Source organism: Mesorhizobium sp. M4A.F.Ca.ET.020.02.1.1 (assembly GCF_004022645.1).
Classification (GTDB): Bacteria; Pseudomonadota; Alphaproteobacteria; order Rhizobiales; family Rhizobiaceae; genus Mesorhizobium.
In genome coordinates this window covers 1-1,602 of the sequence record NZ_RZOI01001031.1, presented here as the reverse complement: position 1 = coordinate 1,602, position 1,602 = coordinate 1, and the positions used below count along the sequence as shown (strand labels likewise).

Genomic DNA, 1,602 nt, shown 5'->3' with positions numbered 1-1,602 from the left:
CGCTCACGCGGCTCTCTTGAATTTCTAACAAGGGCAGATTTAGAAGCGAACTTCTTCGTCGCCAGCGGCGAGCCGCCCTCGTTGGTGACGCGTATATAGTCGCCACCTCTTCATACTGTCAACAGCCATCTCAGATGTTTTTTCGATTTCTCGTGGCCATGTCCACAAGGTCGATATTCGTGAGTTGGCTTGGTTGAATCTCGACCGGCGATCGGCTGCCAATCCGTTCCTGCCTGGGCTCACTACCAGCTCGGCACCGGATATCCCGACATCGGCCCAAAAATCGCCTGTCCTGCCATGGTGGATGTTAATCGCCACGCCGGCCTGAGCATGCCTTCAGAGCCGCTCTTCCAGCAATTCCGTCGTGATATTCCGGCCACCGTAGAAGATGCCCAAAATCAGCACCCGCTCGCCCTCGACGGCAAAAGCAATGCTGACGGCGCGCCGATAACCGACAATCCGCAGCCCGGGCATGATCTCGATCCGCTCGGTGCCGCGCTGTGGAAAAGTCGATAGACCCAGGCCCAATGGTCGCGGATCCGTGACAACGAAATTCCACGCAATCGCCGGCGACGCGCGCTCGGCTATGTCGTCATAGAGCTGTCCGAGTTCGGCTTCCGCCATGGGATGAAAGACAACCCGATTACTCCATTCCCTACTTGGCTTTCGCCTGCTTCGCGCGATGACGCGCTTCAAGCTGGGAAAAAACCGTTTCGGCGGGAACTCTCTTCGCCGGATCTTGCTGAAGCTCGGCCAGGCGCCCCGGGACCTCCTCGCGCAGCCATTTCTCCCGCTCCGCCTCGAAGTCCTCGAGCATGCGCAGACCGGCGCGGACGACCTCGCTGGCATTGTTGTAGCGGCCTGATTCGAGCTGCTTCCTGATGAAGCTCTCGTAGTGGTCGTTCAGAGCATAATTGGGCATGGCAACCTCTGGAAAAAGATGTCCGGCCATAGGAACCATAGCAATAGATGTCAGCTATTGCCAGCATTGGCCGATTCGGCCGATCTCTGCCTCTGATTCGGGGATTATCCCGCAGGCTTGATTCGCCGATTCGGCAGAACCGAGATATCGCCTCGGCCCCGATGACGCCGGCGCGATCGAGCAATCTGGTGCAATCGACAGCTCCGACGATCTACTCTCGCCATACAGGCGGGACGACGGGCACTGAAGCCGGTTGAGAAGGAGGCCCGCCGGCTAAGTTCATTTCACATCTGGTTGCGGTCGCCGCTCCGATTCGGGCTTTCGCTGTTCGCTTCGGCTCTGGATCAGGCGGAGCTCGTCCGCGGTGTCGGCCTCCCCTCCTTTGCGGGCACCAGACGAGAGCAATCGGCCGGGCGGCCAAAGCAAATCGGCCCCCCGTTTTGGTATTTGGTTGCGGGGACAGGATTTGGCTTTTTTGTCGCCGCGGCGTCGGCCTTGCCTCGTTGCGGGCCGCTGATGCGGGTTAAGATCGCCGGCCATTGCGACCAAATACAAAACGGCCCGCGCGAGGCGGGCCGTTTTGTATTTGGTTGCGGGGACAGGATTTGAACCTGTGACCTTCAGGTTATGAGCCTGACGAGCTACCGGGCTGCTCCACCCCGCGTCAACTACGAGCAAGC

The 1,602-nt window shown here is 59.4% G+C and carries 2 protein-coding genes and 1 tRNA gene; all 3 read right to left on the bottom strand.

Annotation, left to right across the window (positions count from 1 at the left end; all coding sequences use genetic code 11):
• Window positions 1-336: 336 nt before the first annotated feature.
• The 3 genes from EN742_RS34475 to EN742_RS34465 all read right to left on the bottom strand — a co-directional run bounded on the left by EN742_RS34475 (window position 337) and on the right by EN742_RS34465 (window position 1,586).
• Window positions 337-624 carry a type II toxin-antitoxin system RelE/ParE family toxin gene (locus EN742_RS34475; RefSeq protein WP_126058157.1) on the bottom strand — a complete coding sequence of 96 codons (288 nt, stop codon included), beginning with the start codon at window positions 622-624 and terminating at the stop codon, window positions 337-339.
• A 31-nt stretch (window positions 625-655) separates the two neighbouring features.
• A complete protein-coding gene (locus EN742_RS34470; RefSeq protein WP_126059349.1) occupies window positions 656-922 on the bottom strand; it encodes a type II toxin-antitoxin system ParD family antitoxin in 267 nt (88 codons plus the stop codon).
• A gap of 587 nt (window positions 923-1,509) precedes the next feature.
• Window positions 1,510-1,586 (bottom strand) — tRNA-Met (locus EN742_RS34465).
• Between the last annotated feature and the right edge of the window lie 16 nt (window positions 1,587-1,602).